Source organism: Streptomyces sp. AK08-02 (assembly GCF_033795085.1).
GTDB classification, from domain to species: domain Bacteria; phylum Actinomycetota; class Actinomycetes; order Streptomycetales; family Streptomycetaceae; genus Streptomyces; species Streptomyces echiniscabiei.
This window is the reverse complement of sequence record NZ_JARAZV010000030.1, coordinates 55,951-72,628: the sequence shown is the minus strand read 5'-3', so window position 1 is coordinate 72,628 and position 16,678 is coordinate 55,951. Positions and strand designations below refer to the sequence as shown.

Below are 16,678 nucleotides of genomic sequence, written 5' to 3'. Positions count from 1 at the left end.
CCAACGGCGACCCCAGCGGACATAAAGGAGATCTAAAGAGATCCACCGGACAAGGGAAGGGGAATCACCGAGTCGCGACCTCTGTCCGCTTCGTCCGGCCCGATACCCCTCACGGAGGCAAAGCGGGGATTGCCCAATCCTTGACGGGAGATCAGGGCATCACTCGCCAATCACCTCAAACCGCCACCGGTGCACCGACCGCGCCACCAACTCCGCCCCCGGCTCCGGAAGTTCGGGCAGCTCGGCGTCGTACTCCGCGTCCCACCACGTGATGACGAGGACGCGGTCCCCCGGAGCCCGGAGTGTCTCCCGGCGCAGGGGTTCGGCCGACAGCGTCCTCGCCCGGGCCCAGGCGAGGAGTTGGTCCCCGCGTCCCTCGACGGCCCGTGCCTCCCACATCAACGCGACGGTCACGTGTACAGGTTCCCCTCGGCCACCGCGTGCGAATGACCGGGCACGTGCGGGTCGGTCACCGGCAGGGACGAGTCCGCCGACAGGTCCCAGTCGGAGGGAGCCCGGTTGCGGGCGACCATCTCGGCGCCCAGCGCGGCCACCATCGCGCCGTTGTCCGTGCACAACTTGGGCCGGGGCACCCGGAGTCGGATACCGGCCGCCTCGCAACGCTCCTGGGCCAGCGCCCGCAGCCGCGAGTTGGCGGCCACGCCTCCGCCGATCATCAGGTGGTCGACGCCCTCGTCCTTGCAGGCCCGCACCGCCTTCCTGGTCAGCACGTCCACCACTGCCTCCTGGAAGGAGGCCGACACGTCACGCACCGGCACCTCCTCCCCCGCCGCCCGCTTCGCCTCGATCCAGCGGGCCACGGACGTCTTGAGGCCGGAGAAGGAGAAGTCGTACGCGGGATCGCGCGGCCCGGTCAGTCCGCGCGGGAACGCGATGGCCGTCGGGTCGCCCTCGCGCGCGTACCGGTCGATGACCGGACCGCCGGGGAAGCCGAGGTTCAGCACCCGCGCGATCTTGTCGAAGGCCTCGCCGGCCGCGTCGTCGATGGTCGCACCCAGCGGTCGTACGTCCGAGGTGATGTCGGTGGACAACAGGAGGGAGGAATGGCCGCCGCTGACCAGCAGGGCCATCGTCGGCTCGGGCAGCGGCCCGTGTTCCAGCTGGTCGACGCAGATGTGGGAGGCGAGATGGTTCACGCCGTACAGCGGCTTGCCCAGCGCGTAGGCGTACGCCTTCGCCGCCGAGACCCCGACCAGCAGCGCGCCCGCGAGCCCGGGACCGGCGGTGACGGCGATGCCGTCGAGGTCCCTCGCGCTCACCCCGGCCTCCTTCAGCGCCCGCTCGATGGTGGGCACCATGGCTTCGAGGTGCGCGCGGGACGCCACCTCGGGCACGACACCCCCGAACCGGGCGTGCTCGTCGACGCTGGACGCGATGGCGTCCGCGAGGAGCGTGGTCCCCCGCACGACACCGACGCCGGTCTCGTCACAGGAGGTCTCGATGCCGAGGACGAGCGGCACGTCCTTGGAGTCAGCCATTGCTCTCGGTTCCTTGTACGTCGGTTTCCTGTACGTCGGTTTCCCGTACGTCGGTCTGCTGTTCGCCGGCCTGCCGCACCTCGGTCCGCTGCTCGTCGGCCTCTCGCGCCGGCACCGATGCCGCGGGGTCACGCAGCCGCATCACCAGGGCGTCGACGTTCCCCGGCTGGTAGTAGCCGCGCCGGAAACCGATGGGCTCGAAGCCGAACCGCTCGTACAGCTTCTGGGCGCGCACGTTGTCCACCCGGCACTCCAGCATCACCTCGGCGCACTCGAACGCGGTGGCCGCCCGCAGCAGTTCGGTCAGCAGGAGTGCTCCGAGGCCCGTGCCCCAGTGCTCGCGGGCGACGGCGATCGTCTGGATGTCGGCCCCCGTGGCGGAACCACTGTCGGATTCGGTACCGGCGGTGGCGAGCCCCGCGTATCCGATGATCCGCCGGCCGCCCTCCGGGGCGCTCTCGGCGTCCTCGGCGACGAAGTACCGCCGGGTCGCGTCCGGTCCCCGCGCGTGGGCCAGGTCCGACCAGAACATGCCCCGGGACCAGGCGTCCTCGGGGAAGAGGTCCTTCTCCAGCTCCAGCACGGGCTCGATGTCCCACCAGCGCATCTCGCGCAGCACGGCAGTCGTCACTTGGGGGTGACCACCTTGTAGTTCTTGGGAACCTGGGCGTCGGGGCGGCGCAGGTAGAGGGGGCGGGGGGCCGGGAGTTCGACACCCGCCGCCAGCCGTTCGGCGGCCAGCGAGGCGAGGGCCGCGGCACTGACGTGCTCCGGCGCGTGCGCGCTCGGGAAGGTGTCCGGGTAGAGCAGGGCACCCGCGCCGACGGCCGGCAGGCCCGCGACCTGGTCGGCGATGTCCGCCGGCCGGTCGACGGACGGCTCGGTCACCCTCGTACGGGAGTCGCTGTAGCGGGCCCAGTAGACCTCCTTGCGGCGGGCGTCGGTCGCCACGACGAAGGGGCCCTCCGGGACGTCGGCGGCGTAGGCGAGGCCGTCCAGCGTGCAGACGCCGTGGACGGGGACGCCGAGCGCCAGTCCGAAGGTGTCGGCGGTCATCAGGCCGACGCGCAGCCCGGTGTACGGGCCGGGGCCGATGCCGACGACGACGCCGGTGACGGCGTCGAGGCCCCTGCCCGCCTCGGCGAGGATCCGGTCGACGGCGGGCAGCAGCAGTTCCCCGTGCCGGCGCGCGTCGACCTGGCTCGACGCGGCGACGACGGCCGTCCCGTCGTGCAGGGCGACCGTGACGGCCGGGGTGGCGGTATCCAGAGCGAGCAAGAGCACGCGAACAGCCTACGGCGCCCGCGCCCCCCGTACGGCCGCTCCGGTCGGCGGTACGGCTGCTGCTACCGTCACCGCAAAACGGGACGTACAAGACGAAGAGGTGGGCGCTGGTGACCAGGAGCAGCTCGGGATTCGTGGCCGGGCTCACCGTGGCGGCTCTCGCCGGGGTCGGCTTCCTCGCCTACCAGGCCTCGGCGAACGCCCCCTCGCGTCCGGGCGACGAGCGCCTGTCCTCCTCGACGCCGGTGACCACCGAGAAGGTCCCCCGGGACACCCGGCACCCGGGGGCGCTGCCGGCCGGCTCCGGCGCGGGCAGACGGGTCGTGTACTCCCTGGAGGACGACCGGGTGTGGCTGGTCGGCACGGACGGCAGGGCGCGCCGCTCGTTCACCGTCGCGCCGGGCACGGTCGATCCGGCGCCGGGCAGCTATCTGGTCACGTCCCGCTCGAACTCGATCACGGGGACCGACGGCACCCCGATCGAGCACGTCGTGCGGTTCACCGGCGTGGACGGCGTGGCCATCGGCTTCAGCGCGGCGGTGGACCTCCCGCCTCAACAGGCCGACCCGGAGGCACGCACGGGGGGCATCCGGGAGACGCGGACGGACGGGGACGCCATGTGGGAGTTCGCGACGATCGGCGAGAAGGTCGTCGTGATCCGCTGAACGGGCCAGGGGGCTGTCCTAGGCGGCTTCCGGCTGCCGCCGGACGGACACCTCGGGCGGACGCGGCGGTGTCGAGACCGCACGGGCGGCGGCACAGGACGCCAGCAGATCGCGCATGGACACCCCGGGGACCGCGTTCCGCTTCGGCCTGGGCGCGTTCATGCTCATGCTCGCGCTCGTGTTCTCGGTAGCCGACATGGACGCCTCCTGAAGTCCGGGGGCGGACGTAGTTAGGTAAACCTAACTACGAGCTGGGTACCATGTGACCACGGCCGGGACACCCGACGCAACATCTTGCCGACGGATTGTCGGAACATTCACGCGAACGTTCACACGGCACTCAGGTCAACCGTCGCCCACCGCTCCCCCACCCCCGTGAGGGTGACGTGCCGCACCTCGTCCGTGGTGTCTCCGACGGCCCGGTGGATCAGGAGATGGAGCCGGTCGTCGGTCAGCTCCTCGACCTTGCCCTCGCCCCACTCCACGACGATGACGGACTCGGGCAGCGAGACGTCGAGGTCGAGGTCCTCCATGTCGTCGAGACCGCCGGCCAGCCGGTACGCGTCCACGTGGACCAGCGGCGGCCCCTCACCGAGGGAGGGGTGGACACGGGCGATCACGAAGGTGGGCGAGGTGACCGCGCCCCGGACCCCGAGCCCCTCGCCGAGCCCGCGCGTCAGCGTCGTCTTGCCCGCGCCCAGCTCACCGGTGAGCATGACGAGGTCGCCGGCCCGGAGCAGACCGGCGAGCCTGCGGCCCAACTCCCGCATCTCGTCGGGTGAGTTGACGGTGAGCTCGAACGACAGGGCGGACGTGGGGCACGAGGGGGACTCAGCCGGGCCTTCGTGCGCTGCTGCTGGTGCTTCCATAACCGGAAACCGTAGCCCCTGCCGGCACGGCACCCGCGCGGGTGAGCAGGTCGGCGAGCCGGTCGGTGACCACCTCGGGGTGCTCCAGCATCACCAGGTGACCGGCGTCCGGCACGAGGACCAGCTCGGCGTCCGGCAGCAGATCGGCGATGGCCTCGCTGTGCTCGCTCGGGGTGACGAGGTCCCCGACCCCGGCCAGCACCAGCACGGGCAGGTCCCTGAAGTGGGCGAGGGCCTCGGTCTTGTCGTGCTCGGTGAAGGCCGGGTAGAACTCGGCGACGACGTCGATGGGCGTGCCCTCGATCATCCGCTCGGCGAACCGGGCGACGGCGGGATCGACGTCCCGCGAAGCGAACGAGTACCGCTTGATGATGCCGGTGAAGAGATCGGCGGTGGCCCGCCGCCCCCGCTCCACCCACTCGGCCTGCTGCCCCAGCGCCTTCAGTACACCGGGGAGCACCCGCCGGACGGCGTTCACGCCCGCGACGGGCAGCCCGAAGTTGACCTCGCCGAGCCGCCCCGAGGACGTACCCACGAAGGCGATCCCGACGACCCGCTCCCGTACGACGTCCGGGTACTCGTCGGCGAAGGCCATGACGGTCATCCCGCCCATGGAGTGCCCGACGAGCACGATCGGCCCCTCGGGCACGGCGGCGTCGAGGACGGCCTTCAGGTCCCGTCCGAGCTGGTCGATGGAGACGGGCGTCCCGTCGCCCCGCTGGGCGGCCCCGCGTCCGGACCGCCCATGGCTGCGCTGGTCCCAGTACACGCTGCGGACGACACCGCGCAGGGCGGTCCGCTGGAAGTGCCAGGAGTCCTGGTTGAGGCAGTAGCCGTGGCTGAAGACGACGGTGACGGGGGCCGGGGCCTTGCGCCCGAAGAGCCGCCGCCGACGCGGGGTGAGGGCGGGCCCGGCCTCCGGGTCGACGTCGTCGACCTCGTAGTACAGCTCGGTGCCGTCGTCGGCGTACGCCTTGCCCGGGGTGCCGCGCAGCGCGCCGTAGGGGCCCGCCGAGTCGAGCACGAGCCGCGCCCTCTCGCGCATACCGCGCCCCACGGTGAGCCGCTCGACGGCGACACCCGCGGCGGCGCCGGCGGCGACCACCCCTATGGCGACGCCCGCGATGCCGGTCGCTCGGCGCCAGCCCCCGGTCGACACCTCGGCGGCGGAGGCCACGACCGCGGTGGCGGCGCTCGCGACGACCTCCGCACTGCTCTCGCTCACGTACCGCTCCTCGCTGGAGATCCACTGAAACTGCTGGGTAGGCCTGAGTTGCTGGAGTTACTGATGTTGCTGAAGCAGTTGGACTGCTGAGCCGGTAGGGCTGACGGGGCTGTCAGGGCTGGGGGCCCTGACGGGGAAGAAGGAGGCGGAGTCGCCGGGTTACTCGTGCCTCCCTCCGGGCCGGAGGACCTTACCGGCGACTACCCCCCGACCGCCCTCTTGTTACTCATTCACGTAGACGCGTGGCACCCGGGTTCCGATGCGGGTGACGATTTCGTACGCGATCGTCCCGGCCGCCTGTGCCCAGTCCTCGGCGGTGGGCTCACCCCGGTCACCGGGCCCGAAGAGCAGGACCTCCGCGCCCGCTTCGGGCTCGTCGCCCCCTAGGTCGACGACGAACTGGTCCATGGCGACCCGGCCTGCCACGGTCCGCCACTTGCCGCCGATCAGGACGGGGCCGGTGCCGGAGGCGTGGCGCGGGATGCCGTCCGCGTAGCCGACGGGGACGAGACCGAGGGTGGTGGCGCCGGGAGTGACGTAGTGGTGCCCGTAGCTGACGCCGTGGCCGCCCGGTACGTGCTTGACCAGCGCGAGTGAGGCCGCCAGCGTCATCACCGGGCGAAGGCCCAGGTCGACGGAGGTCCCGATCTCCGGGCTCGGCGAGATGCCGTAGACGGCCACGCCCGTCCGTACGAGGTCGAAGTGCGTGTCCGGACGGCTGAGCACGGCGGGCGAGTTGGCGAGATGCCGCACCTCGGGCCGCAGGCCGTGCCGTTCGGCGTACGCGACCATCTCGTGGAAGCGGGTGAGCTGGGCGTCGACGGACGGGTGTTCGGGTTCGTCGGCGCAGGCGAGGTGGGACCAGAGCCCGGTCACCCGGATCAGCCCGTCGCGCTCGGCGCGCAGCGCGGCGGCGACGAGCGCGCACCAGTCGTCCCCCGGCTGACAGCCGCCGCGCCCGAGCCCCGTGTCGGCCTTCAGCTGGACACGAGCGGGCCGCCGGGCGGCGGCAGCGGCCTCGACCACCTCGCGCAGGGCCCACATCCCGCCCACCGACACGTCGACGTCGGCCTCGACGGCCTCCTGCCAGGGCCCGCCCGGCGTCCAGAGCCAGCACATGACCCGGACATGGCGGGGGATCCCGGAGTCCGGCCGCCGCAGGGCGAGGGCCTCCTCCGGGGTGGCGGTGCCGAGCCACTCGGCGCCCGCCTCGACGGCCGCCCGCGCACACCGGAGCGCCCCGTGGCCGTACGCGTCGGACTTGACGACGGCCATCAGGACCGCCCCGCGCGCGCGGGCACGCAGGGTCCGTACGTTGGCCCGCAGGGCGGCCAGGTCGATCTCGGCGCGGGCTCGCAGGGCGGCGGCCGGCGGGGCTGCTGTCTCACTCATGGCGCCCCCAGTGTCTCAGAGGGACCGCGGAGCACACCCGCGGCTACCCCGCGGCCCGTCGTCCCCACACGTACACCCGGTCGCCCGTCTTCAGAACGCCCCAGAGGGTACGGGCGTCGGCGAGCCGCATATTGACGCAGCCCATGGAGCCGACGGTGGTGTGGATGCTGCCGTAGACGGCGTGGAAGGCCTGGCCGCCGCTGAAGAACTGGGCGTAGGGCATGGGGGTGTCGTAGAGGGTGGAGTGGTGGTTCTTGTGCTTCCAGTACACCTTGTGCCACCCACCGCGTGTCGGATAGGCGGTACGTCCGCTCCGGACGGGCACGGGCCCGTAGACGACCTTCTTTCCCTTCTGCACCCAGGTCAGCTGCCGCCCGAGATCGACACAGGCGACGCGGTAGGTCCGTACGGGGCACTTGCCGGCGGCGTTCGGGTTCTTCCTCGCGGACAGCAGCTGCATACGCGACCAGGTGACGGGCCCGGCGAATCCGCTGGCGGGCTTGATCTTGTACTTCCGCTGGAACGCCCGGATGGCGACACAGTCGGACGCGGACTGCTTCCCGTCCACCTTGAGCTTCAGCCAGAACTCGATCTGCCGCTGATAGGGCCCGGCCAGCTTGGAACAGGCCACTTTCCCGGCAGCGTCACGGAGGGGTACGTACTCGATGAGGTCGTACGTCCCCTTCGCGGCCTCGGCCGGCTCGACGGCGTCCTCCTGCCCCGTCGGCGTGTACACCCGTGGCGCGAGCAGCTGGTCCGGGGTGTCGAAGGTCCAGGGCTGGGAGGGAGCGGGGGGCACACCGGGGACGAGGACACCCTCGGGGCCGGAGGCGGGTGACGGCACGGGATCCGCGACGGCGGGGCCGACGGGCAGCACGGCACTCGCGACAAGGAGCGCGGCGAGCCCTCGCAGGACGATCGGTCGACTGATCATGCGATCAGGAGAACGTGGGGTTGACGCCGCCGGGGTCAGCCGCGCGGCGGGGTCACCCGACCGTGCGTCACCCGGCGGTGCGTCGCCTGGTCATGAGGTCGCTGGGCGACGAGTCACCTGGCCGGCTGTCTCACTGGCCCCGAGCACCCCGCCGCCGCCCGTCCCGCCCGTCCCGAACGTCCTGCCAGGCCCGGCGCACCCCCTCCGCCACATCGTGCGCCCCCACCGGTGCCCCCTCGGCCGCCAGCCTCCCGGCGAGCCCGTGCAGATACGCCCCCACGCTCCCCGCGTCCGGCGCCGAGAGGCCCGCCGCCAGCAACGACCCGCACAGCCCCGACAGCACGTCTCCGCTGCCGGCGGTGGCGAGCCACCCGGTGCCGGTCGCGTTCACCCGCACGGCGCCCCCCTCCGAATCGGCGATCAGCGTGGTGGAGCCCTTGAGGAGAACGGTCGCCCCGTATCGCGCGGCAAGCTCACGCACGGCCGACAACCGGCCCCCCTCCACCTCCCCGCGCCCCACGCCGAGCAGCGCGGCGGCCTCCCCGGCGTGCGGGGTCATCAGCGTCGGCGCGATACGCCCCCGCACCGCGTCCCGGTCCGCCAGCCGCAGCCCGTCCGCGTCGATCAGCACGGGTACGTCCGCCTCCAGGACCTCGGCGACCGTGGCGGCGTCGTCCCCGGCCCCGGGCCCCACGACCCACGCCTGGACACGCCCCGCCTTGTGCGGCCCCTGGTCGGACACGAGCACCTCGGGAAAGCGGGCGATCACCGCGTCGGCGGCCGGCCCCACGTACCGCACGGCTCCGGCGCCGCCCCGGAGCGCGCCCGCGACGGCCAGCACAGCGGCCCCCGGATACCGCGCCGACCCCGCCGCGATCCCGACGACCCCTCTCCGATACTTGTCACTCTCGACCCCGGGCACCGGCAACAGCCGGGCGACGTCCGTGTGTTGCAACGCCTCCAGCTCAGCGCGCCCGGGAAGCACCTCCCCGAGCCCGATGTCGACGAGCCGCACGGTACCGGCGTACTCCCGCGCCGGATCGATGAGCAGCCCCGGCTTGTGGGTCCCGAAGGTCACGGTCAGATCGGCCCGGACCGCCGCCCCGGACACCTCACCGCTGTCGGCGTCGACCCCGCTGGGCAGATCGACGGCGACAACGGCGCCCCCCGCCTCGCGCACGACGTCCACCAACGCCACGGCATCACCCCGCAGGCCACCCCGCCCCCCGATCCCGACGATGCCGTCGACGACGAGATCGGCGCGTCGGATGACCCCTTCGGCGGCACCGGACCCGGACGCCGAAATGGCCGTCCCGCCCGCTGCCCGGAGCGCCGCGAGCCCCCCGGCGTGCGTGCGCTCCGGGGCGAGCAGCAGCGCCGTGACGCCCGCTCCGCGCCGGGCGAGCCGGGCACCGGCGTACAGGGCGTCGCCGCCGTTGTCACCGCTGCCGATGAGAAGAACGACCCGGCGGCCGTACACCCGCCCCATCAACTGACCGCAGGCGACGGCCAGTCCGGCCGCCGCGCGCTGCATGAGCGCACCTTCCGGCAGCCGCGCCATCAGCTCACGCTCGGCCGCCCGTACCGTCTCCACGCCGTACGCAGTTCGCATACACCGAGTCTCCCGCACGACTCCCGACCCGGCTCGCCGCACACGGGCGGCCCTCTTCGCTGGGGCCTACGCCTCCGCGATCACCACAGCCGAGGCCACCCCCGCGTCATGGCTCAGCGACACATGCCACGACCGCACCCCGAGCTCGGCGGCACGCGCCGCCACCGTCCCCGTCACCCGCAGCCAGGGCCGCCCACTGTCCTCGACGCAGACCTCGGCGTCGGTCCAGAGCATGCCGCCCGGAGCGCCCAGCGCCTTGGCGAGCGCCTCCTTCGCGGCGAACCGGGCGGCGAGCGAGGCGGCCCCGCGCCGCTCCCCGCTGGGCAGCAGCAACTCGCTCTCCAGAAACAGCCGTTGGGCCAGCCCGGGCGTCCGCTCAAGCGAGGCCCGGAACCGCTCGATCTCGGCGACGTCGATCCCGACTCCGATGATGCTCATCCGGGCACTCTACGATCCGTCAGCCCTGTTCAGGAGCAGCACCCGGCGCAAGCTCCGGGTACCCGGCGAACAGGTCCTTGCTTCCAGCACGGTCACTGCTCGGCGTATCCAGGCGACCAGACTTCCTCTTCCAGGTCCGGGCGCATCATGCGGCGGCTCGCAGCTCGCACCACACGAATTTCCCGCGATTCCCGAACCGGCTCAGCGGCTGCCACCCCCAGAGATCGGAACAAGCCACCACCATCCCGAGTCCGCGCCCGTCCTGCGACTCGACAAGCTGTTCCAACTCCCGTGGCGGCTCCGGCGGTCGAGGGTCCGCGTCCCAGGCTCCGATCCGCAGGACGCCGCCGGACCAGCGGACGCGGAGGGCGGCGGGGCCCTTGGTGTGCCGTACGGCGTTGGAAACGAGCTCGGTGGCGAGGAGTTCGGCGACGTCGACGAGGCCGATCAGCCCGTGCATGGTCAGGATGAGGCGGAGGGTGCGGCGGCTGACGGTGACGGCTCGGAGGTCGTTGGGGATGTAGAGGGAGTACTCCCAGGGCTCGGGCTCGGGCCGGGTTTCTGTCTCGGTTTCGGGCATGCGTCAACTCCCGTTCGGTGGTGGGGGGTTGCGGTCGGGCGGGCGGTGGCATGCCGCAGCCGTCGTGGCAGGACGGAGTGGTGCGCTTCCGGATCCCCGGGGTGCCGCAGAGTGTGCGTCGCGTCACCGACGGTACGTCTAACTTGTAATCCCGAGCAAGCTGATCGCGTAATCTGACCCGAACGGGCGGCACCGGAAGCCATGTTGAGCAAGGAGCTATTGGATGGTCCTGAGGCGCGAACCCACGGCGCGTCAACTGCGCCTGGGAGTCGAGTTGCGCAGACTCCGCGAAGGGGCAGGACTCACCGCCATCGAGGCAGCAGCACTGCTGGGGGCGAATCGCGTCCAGATGAGTCACATCGAAAACGGACTCGCGGGCGTGAGCGAGCCACGACTCCGCCGCCTCGCATCCCACTACGCCTGCATGGACAAGGAGTTCATCGACGCCTTGGTCGCGATGGCCACCGACCGAACGCGCGGCTGGTGGGAGGAGTACCGGGGGCTGCTGCCCACATCCTTCCTGGACTTGTCGGAGCTGGATCACCACGCCGTTTTCCAGCACGAGGTAGCCGTTCTGTACGTACCCGGCCTGTTGCAGACCGACGACTACGCTCGCGCAGTTTTCTCCGGCCGGGTTCCCGAACTAACGCACGACGAGCTTGAGTTGCGCGTCGGCCACCGAATGAGGCGCCAGCAGCTCTCCATCCCGTACGAGCTGGTGATCCACGAGTCGGCCCTGCGCATCAGGGTCAGCGACCGTGCCGCTGCCCGTGCTCAACTCGCCAAACTCATGGAGCGCTCCGAAGCGGACCACGTCACCGTTCGCGTCATCCCCTTCGATCTGGATGGCTTCGCCAGAGCCGCCAGCACCATGACGTACGTGGGTGGCTCCGTACCCAAACTGGACACGGTGGTGCGTGACGTACCCCATGGCTCAGCCTTCATCGACTCCGAAGGACAGCTCAGCGCCTTTCGCACGCGCTTCCGTAAGGTGGAAGCCGTATCACTCGACCCCTCACGGTCGCGTGACTTCATGAACCGGTTGGCGAAAGAGCTGTGAGGTACCCGATGGGCAACTGGCGGAAGTCGTCCTACTCCGGCCCCGACGACGGCAACAACTGCGTGGAGATAGCCATCCCTGAAACCTGGCGAAAGTCGTCCTACTCGGGCCCGGGCGACGGCAACGAGTGCGTGGAGATCGCCAACTCCCCCACCCACATAGCCATCCGTGACTCCAAGGCCCCAGCCACCCGCACCCTCACCTTCCCGCCCTCCGCCTACACCCCGTTCATCGACTCCCTCAAGTCGCCCACGCGCAAGGCCCCCAGGACGTCGTAGACACCCTCACGCGTCGGTCGGATTCGCCTTCCGCACCTGCCACCAATAGAACGCACTGACACGGTGGTCGTGCTCGAACCCGGCGCCGAGAGGCCCCACCCGGCCGATCGCCTCCTCGGTGCGCGGGTCATCACGCACCGCAAGCCCATAGGCGGCTTCCAGACGCACGAGCTGGTCATCGTGGTCAAGAAGCGCAACCAGTGCGTCGGCCACTGCGGGCGTGCGGATTCGGGAACCGGCGAGCGTCTCCACCGCCGTGTGCCACGCGTCCGCGTGCCGGTCCTCGACCAGGAGAAGCAGTGCCTGGCCGATCTCCGGGAGGAGGCTGTCGTCCCGCATGCCCACCCCGCACGCACCGACCCGTACCTGGGCGTCCGGGTCGCGCATGAGGGTGAGCAACCCGGCCCTGGCCAGAGGGGTCAGGGGAGGCAGGGGGACACCGTGCGTCGAGAGGGCGTAGGGCACTTCGCGACGGACCCGGGGGTCGGGGTGGTCGGCGTAGCGAAGCCCGATGGTCTCCTGGTCCTGGTGCGTGTACCCGGTGTAGGCGTCCAGCAGCTTCGCGAGCATCCCACTGTCTGTCTCTTCTGCCGCCCAGGCAGCCAGGAAGTCACTGTCGCGCTGCTCGTCGACGGGATCGCTGTTGTACATGAACGACCGCGACCGCAGGTAGTCCAGTACGAACCGTCGGTGCACCCGGTCGGAGTCGTGACGGTGGGCGACCACCGCCGACCAGGTCTCGAAGCTGCGGCGCTGGACGAGGATCCAGCAGACCGTCGACCAGTTCACGTGCTCGTCATCGGGCGGATCGACGGCGCGGCCGATCAGCTCGTCGACGGGGGTCAGGACACGGAAGGCCCACTCCAGCTCGGTGAGGACGGCTCCGTGGCCGGCCCGTACGGCAAGCCCGCCGAGCGACATCCGCTCGACCCACGTGTACTCGTCGTCCTGCACCCGGACCGTCACCGCCGACTCAGACCCACCCACCCTGCGCCGGAGTCCCTCGGCCGCACCCGTCTCGTACCAACCCCTCGCCAGAGTGAGCAGCCGTTCCCGGGCCTCCACCGGCATCCGCAGCCGGGGCTCCTTGCCCAGCACCGCCGAGAAGACCGCCGGGGAACCTCCGTCGACGGCGCGCCACAGAGGCGTGGTCCCGTCCGGCAGCACCCGGTCGGGGTCTGCCCCGCCCTCCACCAGCGCCTCGGCGACCGCTTGGTCATAAGCGGCGACAGCCACACACAGCACCGGCAGCGCATCCGCGTCAGTGCCGCCACCGGTGTCCAGGGTGTTCGGGTCGGCGCCCTCCTCCAACAGAACCCGCACCGCCTCGGCGTCCCCTGCCCGAACCGCCGACCTGAGCCGACTGTCGAGTGCTTCCTCTGCTTCCTCCGTCATCCCCCGCCCCATCCCTCAGAAGTCCCGCGCAAGGCACGAACACAGCACGCCAAGGGCCCCGTCGCTCGAAAGCGACGGGGCCCTTGGACACTGCGTGCACTGCATAACATGGGAATTGTGGAGATGGCGGGAATCGAACCCGCGTCCAACGGTGCGGAATCAGGGCTTCTCCGTGTGCAGTTCGCTGTGCTTTTCTCGGCCCCGGCAATCACGCGAACAAGTCGCCGACGGGCCCAGTCACTGTTAGATTTCCCTCTTCACCCCGTGACCGGGATCAAGGTTTAGTCCCCTAGCTGATGCCAGGATCCGGGTCGGGAACACTCCCGGGCTGACACTCCCATTAGTGCGGAGCAGGCTCGTCGCTACCTGAAATCAGGCGGCGAGAGAGAACTGCTGCGCGGGAGAATCGCTGTTGGAATTGGCGATTATTTTTTTCGGCCTGTGGTTTACGAGATCATGGCCGCTTCCTCGACACGCTTCACCTGCTTCGACATCCGCTGTCGAAACCGATCATCCCCATGTTGTTTTTTCAATTCCTCCGCAGAGGAGTCCCTCCGAGGAGGGTGGCGCACCTTCGGTGAGGTGCAGTTGCCATCGTACGTGACCAACGCGCGCGCGTGCCACCAATATTCCGCCCGCCGGTCGAGCCGTCGGTCGCGCCGTCGGTGGAGCCACCGCACGGTGCTACCCGTGCTACCCGTGCTGCTGCTTGCGCCGCACCGCCGAGACCGCCCGGTCCGTCTCGCGCCGGTCCTGCTTCTCCCGCAGCGTCTGTCGCTTGTCGTACTCCTTCTTGCCTCGCGCCAGCGCGATCTCGATCTTCGCCCGGCCGTCCTTGAAGTACAGGGCGAGGGGCACGATCGCGAGCCCCGACTCCCCCGACTTGGACTCCAGCTTGTCGATCTCGGCGCGGTGCAGCAGCAGCTTCCGCTTGCGCCGCGCGCTGTGGTTGGTCCAGGTCCCCTGGCTGTACTCCGGCACGTGCACGTTGTGCAGCCACGCCTCGTTCCCGTCGAGCTGCACGAAGCCGTCGACGAGCGAGGCCCGCCCCTGGCGCAGCGACTTCACCTCGGTACCGGTGAGGACCAGACCGGCCTCGTAGGTGTCGATGATGGCGTAGTCGTGGCGCGCCTTCTTGTTCTGGGCGATCAGCTTGCGCCCTGTTTCCTTAGCCATAGTGCGGCCATTTTCGCACCATGAGGGCGCTGAAAGGAAAGTCGATTACCAGGGACCGGGGGCCAGGGGCTACGAGGGATCGCCCAGCCCGCTGAGTACGGTCTCCGCCTGTTCCAGTGCTCCCCGGTCGGCGTCGAGGTCGGGCGTGAGGCCCACGCCGTCGACGCCACGCCCCGAAGGGGTGCGGTAGTGGCCGACGGTCAGCTCGGCGACGGAACCGTCGGGCAGCCGGCTCGGCATCTGCACCGAGCCCTTGCCGAAGGTCCTGGAGCCGACGACGACCGCCCGCCCGCGGTCCTGGAGCGCTCCGGTGAGCAGCTCGGCCGCGCTCATCGTGCCGCCGTCGACCAGCGCGACCAGCGGCCGGGTGGTGTCGCCGCCCGAATCGGCGTGCAGGGCACGCTGCTCGCCGTTGACGTCGTACGTGGCGACGAGGCCGCCGTCGAGGAAGGCGGAGGCGGCGGCGACCGCCTCGGTGACCAGCCCGCCGGAGTTGCCGCGCAGGTCGAGAATGATCCCGGCGCCGGCCGGGGCGTCCCGGACCGCGCCGCGCACCACCTCACCGACGCCCTTGGTGAAGGCGGCGACCCGGATGACGGTGACCTTGCTCTCGGCGACCCGCCGTACTGTCACGGAGTCCGTGGAGAGCCGCGCCCGGCGTACGGTCTCGCTCCACGCGCGCGTGCCGCGCTCCAGACCGAGCCGGACGGTCGTACCGGCGGCGGCGTCCTGCGTGTCACCGCGCAGTAAGGAGACGACCTCGGTGACCGGCTGCCCGTCGACCGCGTGGCCGTCGACACTCCGCAACCGGTCTCCGCTACGGATCCCGGCGCCGGCCGCGGGTGACCCGGACCGCACCCTGGTGACCTCGATACGGCCGTCCCGCTCGCGCCGCGCCCACAGTCCGACGCCCGTGTACCGGCCGTCGAGGGCCTCCTCGAACTCCTCGTACTCCCCGGGGGAGTACACCGCTGCCCAGCGGTCCCCGCTGCGGCTGACGGCGCGCTCGGCGGCCTCCATGGGGGACTTGCCGTCGGCCATGGCCGCGGCGGCGGCCTCGGCGACGTCCTCGTGGTGCCCCACGGGGGTGGCGGAACGGGCCCTGTCCGGGAGAGCGGTCTCGCGCTCGGCAGGCTCGGGGAACGAGCCGGTGGCCGCGCCGGCGACCAGGACACTGGCGAAGAGCAACGTCAGAGCCGCCCCGCGGCCTGCACGGCGGGGCTGTGTGAACAGTGCTCGGCCCGACATGCCGGTGAGTCTAGGACAAGCCGAAGGGCCGTACGGTCGGATGTCCGAACGACCCCCTTGGCATGTGTCACACCTTCAGGTACTTGCGCAACGCGAAGAAGGCGGCCAACGCGGGCATCAGCAGACTCGTCGCGAGGATGAGCGGAAGCTTGGTGAGTACGGCGTCCCAGCCGATGAAGGTGATCAGGTTCAGCTTCTCGGACAGGGCCAGCCCGTGATCGATGATGAAGTACCGCCCGACCAACAGGAAGGCACAGGCGACACCGCCACCGATCAGCCCGGCGACAGCGGCCTCCATGATGAACGGCGCCTGGATGTAGAACCCGGAGGCACCGACGAGCCGCATGATCCCGGTCTCACGCCGACGGCTGAACGCGGAAACACGCACGGTGTTGACGATCAGCATCAGCGCGACGACGAGCATCAGCGCCATCACCGCCCGGGCGGCCCAGTTCATGCCGTTGAGCAGCCCGAAGAGGTTGTCGAGGATGCCCTTCTGGTCCTGCACGGACTGCACACCGTCCCGCCCGTCGAAGGCGGTCGCGATGACCTGGTACTTCTCCGGGTCCTTGAGCTTGATCCGGTACGACTCCTGCATCTGGTCCGGGGTGAGCGAACTGGCCAGCGGGGAGTCGCCGAACTGCTCCTTGTAGTGCTTGTAGGCCTCGTCCGCGGACTCGTACGTGACCTTCTCCACGACCGAGTCCATCTTCTCCAGATCGCCGAGGATCTGCTTCTTCTGGTCGCTGGTCACCGCGCCCTTGGCACAGTTCGGGTCGGACTCGGCGTCGCTCTTGTTGCAGAGGAACACCGAGACGTTGACCTTGTCGTACCAGTAGCCCTTCATCGTGCTGACCTGGTCGCTCATCAGGAGCGACCCGCCGAACAGGGCGAGCGACAGGGCGACGGAGACGATGACGGCGAAGGTCATCGTCAGATTGCGACGGAGACCGACACCGATCTCCGACAGTACGAACTGGGCGCGCATGGCGAGCTCAAGCCTTTCCGGGAACTCCGAGGACC

At 70.7% G+C, this 16,678-nt stretch carries 18 protein-coding genes and 1 other RNA gene; 3 read left to right on the top strand and 16 right to left on the bottom strand.

Going from position 1 to position 16,678, the window contains the following annotated elements; all coding sequences use genetic code 11:
• Nucleotides 1-159: 159 nt before the first annotated feature.
• Genes PV734_RS42905 through tsaB form a run of 4 tightly spaced genes read right to left on the bottom strand, consistent with a single transcriptional unit; the run spans nucleotide 160 to nucleotide 2,783 of the window.
• Nucleotides 160-414 carry a hypothetical protein gene (locus PV734_RS42905; protein WP_319092535.1) on the bottom strand — a complete coding sequence of 85 codons (255 nt, stop codon included), beginning with the start codon at nucleotides 412-414 and terminating at the stop codon, nucleotides 160-162.
• Nucleotides 411-1,499, bottom strand: coding sequence for a tRNA (adenosine(37)-N6)-threonylcarbamoyltransferase complex transferase subunit TsaD (tsaD, locus tag PV734_RS42900; RefSeq protein WP_319092536.1), 1,089 nt, complete (start codon nucleotides 1,497-1,499; stop codon nucleotides 411-413). Before tsaD ends, PV734_RS42905 begins: the two co-directional genes overlap by 4 nt.
• Nucleotides 1,492-2,106 (bottom strand): GNAT family N-acetyltransferase, encoded by a 615-nt coding sequence (locus PV734_RS42895; RefSeq protein WP_319092619.1) that lies wholly within the window; start codon nucleotides 2,104-2,106, stop codon nucleotides 1,492-1,494. Before PV734_RS42895 ends, tsaD begins: the two co-directional genes overlap by 8 nt.
• Nucleotides 2,107-2,126: 20 nt before the next feature.
• Nucleotides 2,127-2,783 (bottom strand): tRNA (adenosine(37)-N6)-threonylcarbamoyltransferase complex dimerization subunit type 1 TsaB, encoded by a 657-nt coding sequence (gene tsaB, locus PV734_RS42890; protein WP_319294756.1) that lies wholly within the window; start codon nucleotides 2,781-2,783, stop codon nucleotides 2,127-2,129.
• Nucleotides 2,784-2,893: 110 nt separating this feature from the next.
• Between tsaB and PV734_RS42885 the strand changes: the two genes are divergently transcribed.
• Nucleotides 2,894-3,448, top strand: a complete 555-nt coding sequence (locus PV734_RS42885; protein ID WP_319092538.1) for a hypothetical protein — start codon at nucleotides 2,894-2,896, stop codon at nucleotides 3,446-3,448.
• A gap of 329 nt (nucleotides 3,449-3,777) precedes the next feature.
• On the opposite strand, the gene tsaE is transcribed toward PV734_RS42885, so the two are convergent.
• The 7 genes from tsaE to PV734_RS42845 all read right to left on the bottom strand — a co-directional run bounded on the left by tsaE (nucleotide 3,778) and on the right by PV734_RS42845 (nucleotide 10,498).
• Nucleotides 3,778-4,317: a tRNA (adenosine(37)-N6)-threonylcarbamoyltransferase complex ATPase subunit type 1 TsaE gene (gene tsaE / locus PV734_RS42875; protein WP_319294754.1), complete on the bottom strand. Its 540-nt coding sequence runs from the start codon at nucleotides 4,315-4,317 to the stop codon at nucleotides 3,778-3,780.
• Nucleotides 4,280-5,542 carry an alpha/beta hydrolase gene (locus PV734_RS42870; protein ID WP_319092541.1) on the bottom strand — a complete coding sequence of 421 codons (1,263 nt, stop codon included), beginning with the start codon at nucleotides 5,540-5,542 and terminating at the stop codon, nucleotides 4,280-4,282. Before PV734_RS42870 ends, tsaE begins: the two co-directional genes overlap by 38 nt.
• A gap of 222 nt (nucleotides 5,543-5,764) precedes the next feature.
• A complete protein-coding gene (alr, locus tag PV734_RS42865; protein WP_319092542.1) occupies nucleotides 5,765-6,934 on the bottom strand; it encodes an alanine racemase in 1,170 nt (389 codons plus the stop codon).
• Between the two features lie 43 nt (nucleotides 6,935-6,977).
• Nucleotides 6,978-7,868: a L,D-transpeptidase family protein gene (locus tag PV734_RS42860; protein ID WP_319092543.1), complete on the bottom strand. Its 891-nt coding sequence runs from the start codon at nucleotides 7,866-7,868 to the stop codon at nucleotides 6,978-6,980.
• A 130-nt stretch (nucleotides 7,869-7,998) separates the two neighbouring features.
• Nucleotides 7,999-9,480, bottom strand: coding sequence for an NAD(P)H-hydrate dehydratase (locus PV734_RS42855; RefSeq protein WP_319294752.1), 1,482 nt, complete (start codon nucleotides 9,478-9,480; stop codon nucleotides 7,999-8,001).
• Nucleotides 9,481-9,546: 66 nt separating this feature from the next.
• A complete protein-coding gene (locus PV734_RS42850) occupies nucleotides 9,547-9,918 on the bottom strand; it encodes a holo-ACP synthase (protein ID WP_319092546.1) in 372 nt (123 codons plus the stop codon).
• A gap of 145 nt (nucleotides 9,919-10,063) precedes the next feature.
• Complete coding sequence (locus tag PV734_RS42845) at nucleotides 10,064-10,498, bottom strand: ATP-binding protein (protein ID WP_319092547.1); 435 nt, start codon at nucleotides 10,496-10,498, stop codon at nucleotides 10,064-10,066.
• 223 nt (nucleotides 10,499-10,721) lie between these two features.
• On the opposite strand from PV734_RS42845, the gene PV734_RS42840 reads away from it, so the two are divergent.
• Both PV734_RS42840 and PV734_RS42835 read left to right on the top strand, forming a co-directional pair.
• Nucleotides 10,722-11,558, top strand: coding sequence for a helix-turn-helix transcriptional regulator (locus tag PV734_RS42840; RefSeq protein ID WP_319294750.1), 837 nt, complete (start codon nucleotides 10,722-10,724; stop codon nucleotides 11,556-11,558).
• Nucleotides 11,559-11,566: 8 nt separating this feature from the next.
• Nucleotides 11,567-11,836: a DUF397 domain-containing protein gene (locus PV734_RS42835; protein ID WP_319294748.1), complete on the top strand. Its 270-nt coding sequence runs from the start codon at nucleotides 11,567-11,569 to the stop codon at nucleotides 11,834-11,836.
• A 6-nt stretch (nucleotides 11,837-11,842) separates the two neighbouring features.
• On the opposite strand, the gene PV734_RS42830 is transcribed toward PV734_RS42835, so the two are convergent.
• From PV734_RS42830 to ftsX, 5 genes are all read right to left on the bottom strand, one after another.
• Complete coding sequence (locus tag PV734_RS42830) at nucleotides 11,843-13,231, bottom strand: ankyrin repeat domain-containing protein (protein ID WP_319294746.1); 1,389 nt, start codon at nucleotides 13,229-13,231, stop codon at nucleotides 11,843-11,845.
• Nucleotides 13,232-13,346: 115 nt separating this feature from the next.
• Nucleotides 13,347-13,749, bottom strand: a transfer-messenger RNA (tmRNA) gene (gene ssrA / locus PV734_RS42825).
• A 175-nt stretch (nucleotides 13,750-13,924) separates the two neighbouring features.
• Nucleotides 13,925-14,407 carry an SsrA-binding protein SmpB gene (smpB, locus tag PV734_RS42820; RefSeq protein WP_319092552.1) on the bottom strand — a complete coding sequence of 161 codons (483 nt, stop codon included), beginning with the start codon at nucleotides 14,405-14,407 and terminating at the stop codon, nucleotides 13,925-13,927.
• A gap of 69 nt (nucleotides 14,408-14,476) precedes the next feature.
• Nucleotides 14,477-15,655, bottom strand: coding sequence for a S41 family peptidase (locus PV734_RS42815; protein ID WP_319294745.1), 1,179 nt, complete (start codon nucleotides 15,653-15,655; stop codon nucleotides 14,477-14,479).
• 67 nt (nucleotides 15,656-15,722) lie between these two features.
• Nucleotides 15,723-16,643, bottom strand: coding sequence for a permease-like cell division protein FtsX (gene ftsX, locus PV734_RS42810; protein ID WP_006375987.1), 921 nt, complete (start codon nucleotides 16,641-16,643; stop codon nucleotides 15,723-15,725).
• Nucleotides 16,644-16,678: the final 35 nt, after the last annotated feature.